The organism is Sinomonas sp. (assembly GCF_051955515.1).
Lineage (GTDB): Bacteria > Actinomycetota > Actinomycetes > Actinomycetales > Micrococcaceae > Sinomonas.
Genome location: NZ_JBQCGQ010000318.1, coordinates 18278 through 27227 on the forward strand (window position 1 = coordinate 18278; position 8950 = coordinate 27227).

An 8950-nucleotide genomic window follows, 5' to 3' on the forward strand; every position below is an offset into this window, starting at 1 on the left:
CGCCGCGGCCTCCCGAGCCCCTTCAGCTCGAATTCTGAATGCAGATTCATTGGCGCCCTTCCGTTCATCTCCATGAGTCATCGGGCTCAGCCAGAGGGAGCCAACGACAGAAGCACCGGCACCACGCCCAGACAGATGAATGCCGGGAGTGAGCAGACGCCGAGCGGAATGACGAGTCGGACACCGAGAGTCGCAGCGCGTCGTTCGAGTTCTCGGTGCCGTTCGCGCCGTAGCAGCCTCGCGTGCGCCGACATGAGTCGAGCCGAAGGGGCGCCTGTGGTGGCGGCAAAGCTGAGACCCCGTCTTAGCGCACAGGCCAGTCGATCACCGTCCGTGGCCGGTGGCCACGCCTCTGCCCAGGGGACGCCGAGCGCGAGTGCCGCCCCGGCGCGCGCAATCGATGTGTCTCCGAGTCGAAAGACGTCCGCGGCGACAGTCATGGCCCTCGGCAGGGACGCCCCCGAGTCCAACATCGCGGCGATCAGCTCGAGGATCAGGGCCGTTCTCCCGCCTTGGGCTTCACCAGTGATCGACGACGACCTGCGGCGAAGATCAGCACGGGAGCGGCCCATGAGACCGAAGCGCTGCCATCTTCCGCTCCCGTCGATCCAGAGACCTGCTCCAGCAATGCCGGCGAGTGCGACGAACAGCATCCCGAGGACGCTCCCCCATCCCATACTCATCGCGCCTCCGCCGCTCGGAGAACGAGACGAGCGGACCACAGTCGGCCGATCAGGGCCAAGGCGGACCCCGCCACGAGGCAGAGGAGGCCGAGAGGTGTCTCGAGGAGGACTCCCAGCGGATCAGTGCCGATGAGGGCACCGACCACGAGTCCCGCGACGGGCAGGATGGTGAGGATCTGAGCGGTGGCCTTTGGGCCGGCGAGCGCCGTCGCTCGGGCAGCTGCAGCATCGGCATCGTCCTCCACGTGGGCTGAGAGTCGGTCGAGCACCACTGCGAGAGGACACCCCGTGGTCTCGGCGGCCTCGACACATCCGGCCAGATCCTCCCAGACCGCTGTCTCCCCCTTCCGCGATCGAGCGTGATCTGGATGCACGGCGGCCTCGCGGATGGCCGCAGCCACAGGCAGTCCGAGGGAAGCAGCCCGAGCGGCCGCTCGGAGGATGGCCTCCGATTCATCTGTCTCAGCCTGCTCCGCGGCCTGGCGCCACATCTCTGACGGCGCCCTCCCTGCGGTGAGGAGTGCAGAGAGCTGCGCGACCATGAGGGCGACAGCGTGCAGATCCTCCAGCTGGCCCTTCGCCTTCACGCCCTGTCCGCGGCGCAACGCCCAAAAGGAGGTGCGGGGACGGCGCAGCCCCACGAGTCTCCGTGCCGGACGACACCCCAAAAGGAGCAGCGCCGCCGCCCACAGTAGCCCGAATATCGCCAGCGCGCCGGTCACAGCCCCGACCCCGCTCGCGTCCTCTCGGAAAGCAGTGACGCGAGCGCTTCCCATCCGGGACCCCGTGACAAGCGGTCCCTATCAAGATCTCGTTCAAGAGCAGGCTCGATGACGAGCCGTCCTTCGCGCTCCGAGACGTGGGCGATGCTGGCCACGCGGCGCCCGGTGGGAATCCTCGCGAGGTGCACCACGCAGCCGAGGGCGCTCGCGGCCTGGAGGGCGGTCGTCTCAGGGGAAAGACCGGCTAGTGCTCCGAGGGCAGCCAAGCGCGCAGCCACTGAGCCGGCCGAATTGGCATGGATCGTTCCGGCGCCGGCGTGACCCGTGTTCAGGGCGGTGAGGAGTTCGCGGACCTCAGCCCCGCGGCATTCACCGACGATGAGGCGATCGGGGCGCATGCGCAGCGCCTGACGCACGAGTTCTGCGAGATCAATAGTGCCCATGCCTTCGAGATTGCCGTGGCGGGCCTCGAGCCCGACCACATGGGGATGGTCGGGGTTGAGTTCCGCGGCGTCTTCGACGAGGACGATCCGCTCCGCGGGTCGCGAGAGCCCGAGGAGCGTACTGAGCAGGGTGGTCTTCCCTGTGCCTGTCGCTCCGCTGACGAGGTAGCTGACGCCGCTCGCCGCGATGGCCTCGAGCGCAGTCCGCTGCTCGGGCAGTACAGTCCCGCTCCGCTCCAGCTCATCGAGTCCCAAGACGCGTTCGCGCCGGATCCGGATCGACAGCAAGGTCCCCTCGGTCGAGACCGGCTGGAGGACCGCGTGGACGCGGTAGCCCCCGGAGACGCGGACGTCCACGCAGGGAGAACTCTCATCAAGGCGCCTGCCCGCCCCCGAGATCAGCCGCGTGGCGAGCGATCTCACGGCCTCCTCCGAGTCAAAGTGGATCTCGGCCCGCTCGAGGCCCCGGCCACGATCCACCCAGACACTGTGAGGGCCGTTCACAAAGATGTCCGTGACGGCGGGGTCCTGCGCGAGCGGCTGCAGTGGCCCGAGACCGCGCAGCTCCGCGGCAATCACCTCCATGGCCGCCAAGGTTCCGGTGGTTCCCAGTACCCGGCCGCTCTCCCGCACTGCCGCGGCAATCCCGGCGGACGTGACGGGACCGGGCGCGGACAGGACCTTCTGCCGGACGGACCGGAGCAGCTCCGGGTCAACCGCTCGTCCACCCCTCATCGCGACGCCTGTTCCACGTCCCGGGCCTGCAGCGACCAGCCGAGCACGTTTCGGGCCATGCCACGGACCACACGGCGAGAAGCGAGCTGGAACAGCCGGCCTGCTTCTGCGGCAGCGACGACTCCCCGCACCTCGGGGAAGTGCGCGCCGAGCGGACAGCCCACCGCGTCCGCGATGTGCTCGGCGTCGACGCCTTCGGCGAGCCGGCCCCTCACGAGGACTGCGGTGGGAACCGAAGGCAGGTCCGCAACCATGCGGGAGGCGGCGAGCGTGGACCCGAGGCGCGCGGGCACCACGAGAAGGATTCGGTCGCTGGCCCATGCGAAGTCCTCCAGCCCTTCCCTGCCCCTTCCGATGTCCACGACAACGAGGTCGAACGCCTGCCGCGCAGCGTTGATCGTTCGTTCGATCACCGAGGAACCAACGAGCGGCACGGATCCCGTCGACGCCGGCCAGGACAGCACAGATACTCCCCGAGCGCGTGGGAGCGACGACTCGAGCTCCATCGGGTCGATGCTGCCGCTCGCCGAGGCCAGATCCGGCCATTTCAGGCCCATAAGAGGCTCCTCCGCGATCCCGAGTTCCAGCCCGCACCCCAGCCGGTCCCCGTCGACCAGAGCGGTGGACATGCCACGGTCGGCGAACGCACCGGCGAGCAGCGCTGCTGTCGTCGTTGCGCCAGCCCCTCCGCAACCACCGAGAATGCCAAGGATCAGGCCCTCTCCGGCGTCCCTCCGCCGTCGGCCGAGGAAGTCCACGAGCCACACCGCGGCATCCGGCAGTTCCGCGACGTGCTCCACACCAAGGTCCCCTGCCCTCCGCCACAGCAGCTCACGCCCAGCACGCCGTCCCAGGAGGACGACGTCAGAGCGGCGGCGGGGTGGGAAGTCATCGACATCGGCCCCGAGAAGCAGGAGCCCACTGCTGTCCCACTCCCGCCCCGCGTCTCTGAAGCTCGAGGCGGATTCGAAAGGAACGCCCGCCACCGCCGCGACCCGCGCACACTCCTCGAGGAGCCCGGCGTCCGACGTAATGCAGAAGACCGCCCCGTCGTCAGGCAGCCAGCCCCCGCCCGACGACCCCCTCAGGTTCTCTGCTCTGCCCATGAGTCCACTGTCGGGGACCCACCACCGGGACCGGCCGCCGATCCCGATCCATGTGGACGACATGCCGAGACTTCTCCTGTGAAGGACAATTCGTGTCCTCAGTCCACGCCAGAATGTGGGAGTGCACGTCATCCTCGCCCCCGCCCCGGACGGTCGAGTCGTGCTCAAGACCCTCGACGCCGCCGGACAACCGACGGGGCGGGACGCCGCCGTCGAGCTCGCCCGCCTGCCAGACGCTGTCCGCGAAATCGAGCACCGCAGCAGGCCGCGCTGGGTCTGGCGCAGCGCCCCCGACTGGTATCCCTCCTTTCTCGCGGAGGGCGTCTCGGTGGAGCGCTGCCACGATCTCGCCTTGGTGGGCGGCGTTCTCCTTGGCTCTGTCCGCGCCGACTACACGCCCGTCCTTCCCCCGAATGACCGTCCCACCGAGCCGTCGGGCGCGCTGCCGCCGCTGCCCGCGCCCAAGGGCCAGGCCTCGCTCTTCGAGGATGCGCCGGCCCAGGGGCCCCGTGCAGACGTACTCGAGGCCGAGCTCGTTGCCCAGCTGGGAGCGATCCGCGGATCCGCAGACCCCGGGCGGCTTCGCCTTCTCGCCGCGGCCGACTCTGCCGGCGCGCTCGTCGCCGCCGAGATGCAGGCGGCAGGGATCCCCTGGGACCCGCAGACGCACGAGGCGCTTCTAGCCGAGCAGCTCGGCCCACGCCCGCGAAGCGGCGAACGCCCCCTGCTGCTGGAGCACAAGGCGAACGAGCTGCGGGGGCTTCTGGGCGCACCGAAACTCAATCCCGACTCGCCCCAAGAACTTATGCGCGCGCTCCATCGAGCCGGAATCGAGGCGCAGACAACGCGGGCGTGGGAGCTCCGTGAATTCCGGCATCCCGCCATCCCGCCGCTCCTGGAGTACAAGAAGCTCTCTCGCCTCCTGGCCGCGAACGGCTGGGCGTGGCTCGACGCGTGGGTCCGCGACGGTAGGTTCCGTCCCGAGTATGTGGTGGCGGGAGTCGTGACGGGGCGCTGGGCCTCGCGCGGCGGAGGCGCCCTGCAGATTCCCAAACAGGTCCGCGCCGCGGCGCGGGCCCTACCAGGGCACAAGCTCGTCGTCGCCGACGCCTCCCAGCTCGAACCGCGGGTCCTCGCGGCACTCGCGCGCGACGACGCCATGGCCGCGGCTGCACGCGATGCAGACCTCTACGCGGGCATCGCAGCGGCGGGCTTCGGCGGCGACCGGGCGAAGGCCAAGGTGGCGCTGCTCGGGGCAATCTATGGCGCTACCACCGGTGAGTCGGGCCGCCTCATGCCGCAGCTCGCTCGGCTCTACCCGCGGGCCGTCGGGTTCGTGGAGCAAGCAGCGCGCGACGGCGAACGCGGACTCATCGTGACCACTCACCTCGGCCGCAGCTCGCCTCCGCCCTCGGAGCGCTGGAAGCGGCTCCAGCAGTCGACAAGTGCCGAGGAACAACGGCGTGCGGATGCCGCGGCACGGGACCGTGGCCGGTTCACTCGCAACTTCGTAGTTCAGGGCACGGCCGCCGAGTGGGCCGAATGCTGGATCGCGGAGGTTCGGCTGCGCCTGCGGCGTCTCGCTGCACAGGGCTGCCGGGCCGAACTCGTCTACTTCCTCCACGACGAGGTCATGGTTCACGCGGAGGAAAGCGTCGCGGAGGCCTGCGCCGAGGCGGTCCGGGAGGCTGCGGCGGCGGCCAAACGGCTCCTCTTCGGCGACGCGCCCGTGCAATTCCCGGTGAGCGTCGCCGTCGTCGACTCCTACGATCAGGCGAAGTAGCCGTCAGGGTGTGATGTAGTGTTTGCGGTCCCGGTCCCACGGGACGGACCACCCGAGCCCCTCGAGCAACGCATCCAGAACCATCGCTGTAAAGCCCCAGATGAGGACTCCCCCCACCACGAACGCCGGGCTTGAGAAGGTCACTCCACGACGATGCAGGACGCCTGTGAAGCGGTTTTCGGGATCCAGGAGGTCGCGGACAGGGGTGCGGAAGACTTGCGCCGACTCGGCGAAATCCACCACGGCGACGGGCGACGGCGACTTCCACCATCCAAGGACGGGCGTCACGAGGAAGCCGCTCACGCCAAGCCCGAGCGCGGGGAGCTCGGCCAGGACATCGACGCCTGACGGGTCCAGCCCCGTCTCCTCGGCGGCTTCACGAAGGGCGCAGTCGACGAGGCTCGCGTCCTGGGGCTCGAGACCCCCGCCGGGAAACGCGACTTGACCGGGATGGGACCCCAGCGTCTGAGCGCGCTCGAGAAGCAGGACGTCGAGGTCCGCGGGGGCGAGCGGCTTGTCCGAGGCAGCCGGCACGGAATCGAGCACACCGAACAGCACGAGCACGGCAGCCTGGCGCCCCTTCTGCCCCACGACCGTGGGGTGCCAGCGCGGATCGAACGGGTCGATCTCACCAGTGCGGATGCCGTGCGCGAGCGCCTCGAGCTGAGCCTTCGCGCTCATGAATTGCCCTGCACGCGCCGGCGGATCTCAGCTGCCGAATCCGCGTTCGCCACCATCTCGGCGTAGAGCGCCTCCTCGCCCGGAGCCATTTCGTATTTGAGGAGCTTCCGAGCCTTCTCCGGATCCGTCTCGCCAATCCCAAAAGAGGGACACAGCGCCGCAAGGGGGCACGCCCCGCAGGCAGGACGCCGCGAATGGCAGACACGGCGACCGTGGAAGATCACACGGTGGGAGACCATCGTCCAGTCGCTTGGCGGGAAGAGCTCCATGACGTCCTGCTCGACCTTGACCGGGTCCTCCGAGGCGGTCCAGCCGAAACGCTTGGCGAGCCGCCCGAAGTGGGTGTCCACGCTGATCCCGGGTACGCCGAACGCATTCGCAAGGACGACGTTCGCCGTCTTCCTTCCCACTCCCGGCAGGGTCACCAAATCCTCGAGCCGGCCGGGGACCACGCCGTCGAAGTCGTCCACGATCCGCTGGGAGAGCACGTGAACACTTCGCGCCTTCGCCCGGAAGAACCCGGTTGGCTTGATGATTTCCTCGACGTCGGCAAGCTCGGCCTCGCTCAGCGCGCGTGCGTCCGGGTATCGCGCGAACAGGACGGGAGTCACCTGGTTGACACGGACGTCGGTGGTCTGCGCACTCAGGACCGTGGCCACGAGGAGCTCGAAGGGATTGCGGAAATCGAGCTCCGCGTGAGCGTAGGGGTAGAAGTCGGCGAGGATGCGGTTGATCTTCCGCGCCCGCCGCTTGAGGGCTAGGGGCGTCTCGTCGGGGGTGAGCCGGCGCCGCGAAGATCCTTGGGAGGCCCCGGCGTTGGTACTCAGCCCCGCTCGATTCCCGAGAGGTCGCGCAGGATGCCGATCCTCCCGTCCTGGCTCTGGACGAGGAACTCGTTGCCGCGGTCCTGAAGGGCAAGAATCCACTGGCCCGGCTCGAGGGCGAAGACCGGGAGCCCGCTTTCCGGGTCGAACGCCATACGCTGCTGGTTCACGGCAAACCAGAACGCCTCGTACTCGGGCTCCGGCTCCTCGAAGCTGCGGGTGGCCTCGAACCCCTCATAGGGGTCGACGGCGGGCGCGACCTGAGTGGCGGGCCCCACCTCATTCTCGGGTTCGGGCGCGCGAGCGGGTTCCCTTGCCGGCTCGGGCGCCCGGACTTCAGGCGCCCGAACTTCGGGCGCGGGGACTTCGGGCGTCGGGGCTGCAGGTGCGGGCGATTCAGGCGCCGCAACGGGCTCGGCCGGGGCTGTCGCGGTTGGAGCAGGCTCGGCCGGGGCTGTCGCGGTTGGAGCAGGGGCCGCAGCCACCTCCACCGCCCCTGGCGCGCCGTAGGCTTCGCCATCCGCATCGCCGAGGACGACAGCGTCGTCCCCCGGCTGCCCCGTGGGGGCGCTCCGGAGCGCGCGAGTCTGGGCATCCCGCTCGGCGGACGCCGCCGCTGCCGCAGCTACTGCCGCGCCCGCGACCCCCGCACTGGCAGCGCCCGCCCCCGGGGTTCCAGCGCCAGCGCCAACAGTCGGGCTCGCCACGGTCGGGCTCACGGCCGTTTCAGCGCCCGCACTCGGCCTGGGCGAGAAGCGACCGGCGCTCGGCGGCGCCGAAGCAGCGGGCGCGGGGCCGCCGTCGTGCGTTACCGTGCCCGCCCAAGGTGCGGGCGCGACGGGGGAGCCCTGCTGCTGCGGCCCAGGCACGGGCGCCTTCTGGGGCCTCGGCGCCTTGGGCTTGACGATGGGGGCGACGGCGTCGCGGGCCACGACGTGCGCCGGCACCTCAGCTCGGCCCACGAAGTCCTTGGCGAAGCCTGGAATGAAGCGGCCCAGTACCGTGGCCGCGACAAGGATCGCGCCTCCGATGAACCCGACGAAGCCGCCGGGCGTCAGCGCCGTGACCGCGAAGACGAAGAAGTACGAGCACGCGAAGGCCGCCACGACCGACCCGAACTGATCCAAGGACAACGAGCCGACGCGGATGGAGGCCGACGGCGCAAGGCGTCGCCAGACGAAGAGGCCGGCGAGGATGATCGGCAGCAGAATACCGATCGCGATGAAATAGAGATTCTGCGCGTTCCAGAGGTTCAGCTGGGTTCCCCGCTGGACGAGCGGGAGCACTGAGCCGATGAGCATGACCAGCACGCCACCGAAGACGGCGAGATCGCGGGCCGTGAAGGGGCCGACGACGGCCACACTGCGGCTGTCGCTCTCAGGTTCGCGGTCGGGCCCGGGCAGCGTGCTGCCACCACGCGAGGGACCCTGAGTGGGATCAGACATGGGCTGCTCCTTCGGTCGTCCTTGCGGTTCAGCCTAGCCACAACGCCTGTGCGGCACCTAGCACCCGAGGCCCGGTTCGACCAGCCGTGGCCCGACGGGCGGGACAAGCGGCGCTTCAATGTGACGCACGCAACTACCCTGCTACCGGCGAAGGTTTACTGTGGTGGTGAATCACGCGATGGAACGAGCCGAAAGGACTCCCATGTCCCAAACCGTCAACGGTGACGCCTTTGAGAACCTGCTTCGCGAGGAGCGCAAGTTCCCGCCGACGCCGGAGTTCGCGGCCGCGGCCAATGTGCATGAGGACATCTACGCCAGCGCGGCGGAGGATCGGGTGGGGTTCTGGGCGGAGCAGGCGAGGAAGTACCTGACGTGGTCGAAGGATTTCGATCAGGCCCTGGACTGGTCGGAGGCGCCGTTCGCGAGGTGGTTCGTGGGCGGGGAGGTCAACGCGGCCTACAACGCCCTGGACCGGCACGTGGAGGCAGGGCTCGGGGACCGGGTGGCGATCTTCTTCGAGGGCGAGCC

At 69.5% G+C, this 8950-nt stretch carries 9 protein-coding genes; 2 read left to right on the top strand and 7 right to left on the bottom strand.

From position 1 onward, the window contains the following. Positions 1–86 precede the first annotated feature (86 nt). The 4 genes from ACTHL9_RS18985 to ssd form a co-directional block, all read right to left on the bottom strand. Positions 87–683 carry a type II secretion system F family protein gene (locus ACTHL9_RS18985; protein ID WP_440520841.1) on the bottom strand — a complete coding sequence of 199 codons (597 nt, stop codon included), beginning with the start codon at positions 681–683 and terminating at the stop codon, positions 87–89. Next, positions 680–1270, bottom strand: coding sequence for a type II secretion system F family protein (locus ACTHL9_RS18990; RefSeq protein WP_440520842.1), 591 nt, complete (start codon positions 1268–1270; stop codon positions 680–682). Before ACTHL9_RS18990 ends, ACTHL9_RS18985 begins: the two co-directional genes overlap by 4 nt. Before the next feature lie 131 nt (positions 1271–1401). Then, entirely contained in the window at positions 1402–2583 is a 1182-nt protein-coding gene (locus ACTHL9_RS18995) for a TadA family conjugal transfer-associated ATPase (RefSeq protein ID WP_440520844.1), read from the bottom strand. After that, the gene (gene ssd, locus ACTHL9_RS19000; protein WP_440520845.1) at positions 2580–3752 is read right to left on the bottom strand and encodes a septum site-determining protein Ssd; all 1173 of its coding nucleotides are present in this window, start codon (positions 3750–3752) and stop codon (positions 2580–2582) included. Before ssd ends, ACTHL9_RS18995 begins: the two co-directional genes overlap by 4 nt. Before the next feature lie 58 nt (positions 3753–3810). Between ssd and ACTHL9_RS19005 the strand changes: the two genes are divergently transcribed. Continuing rightward, positions 3811–5472 (top strand): bifunctional 3'-5' exonuclease/DNA polymerase, encoded by a 1662-nt coding sequence (locus ACTHL9_RS19005; protein ID WP_440520847.1) that lies wholly within the window; start codon positions 3811–3813, stop codon positions 5470–5472. Between the two features lie 3 nt (positions 5473–5475). Here the strand turns inward: ACTHL9_RS19005 and ACTHL9_RS19010 are convergent, their stop codons facing one another. Genes ACTHL9_RS19010 through ACTHL9_RS19020 form a run of 3 tightly spaced genes read right to left on the bottom strand, consistent with a single transcriptional unit; the run spans position 5476 to position 8422 of the window. Further along, on the bottom strand, positions 5476–6153 hold the full coding sequence (locus ACTHL9_RS19010) for an NUDIX hydrolase (RefSeq protein WP_440520848.1): 678 nt from the start codon (positions 6151–6153) through the stop codon (positions 5476–5478). After that, on the bottom strand, positions 6150–6980 hold the full coding sequence (nth, locus tag ACTHL9_RS19015) for an endonuclease III (protein WP_440520854.1): 831 nt from the start codon (positions 6978–6980) through the stop codon (positions 6150–6152). Before nth ends, ACTHL9_RS19010 begins: the two co-directional genes overlap by 4 nt. Continuing rightward, a complete protein-coding gene (locus tag ACTHL9_RS19020) occupies positions 6977–8422 on the bottom strand; it encodes a hypothetical protein (RefSeq protein ID WP_440520849.1) in 1446 nt (481 codons plus the stop codon). Before ACTHL9_RS19020 ends, nth begins: the two co-directional genes overlap by 4 nt. A gap of 202 nt (positions 8423–8624) precedes the next feature. Here ACTHL9_RS19020 and ACTHL9_RS19025 point away from each other — a divergent pair. Beyond that, the coding region (locus ACTHL9_RS19025; protein ID WP_440520851.1) for an acetyl-coenzyme A synthetase N-terminal domain-containing protein at positions 8625–8950 on the top strand (326 nt) is incomplete at its 3' end.

What these genes read in the sequence shown, in the direction of transcription:
- ACTHL9_RS18985 (WP_440520841.1), bottom strand. Translation starts at nt 683, where the DNA reads ATGAGTATGGGATGGGGGAGCGTCCTCGGGATGCTGTTCGTCGCACTC.
- ACTHL9_RS18995 (WP_440520844.1), bottom strand. Translation starts at nt 2,583, where the DNA reads ATGAGGGGTGGACGAGCGGTTGACCCGGAGCTGCTCCGGTCCGTCCGG.
- ssd (WP_440520845.1), bottom strand. Translation starts at nt 3,752, where the DNA reads ATGTCGTCCACATGGATCGGGATCGGCGGCCGGTCCCGGTGGTGGGTC.
- ACTHL9_RS19010 (WP_440520848.1), bottom strand. Translation starts at nt 6,153, where the DNA reads ATGAGCGCGAAGGCTCAGCTCGAGGCGCTCGCGCACGGCATCCGCACT.
- ACTHL9_RS19020 (WP_440520849.1), bottom strand. Translation starts at nt 8,422, where the DNA reads ATGTCTGATCCCACTCAGGGTCCCTCGCGTGGTGGCAGCACGCTGCCC.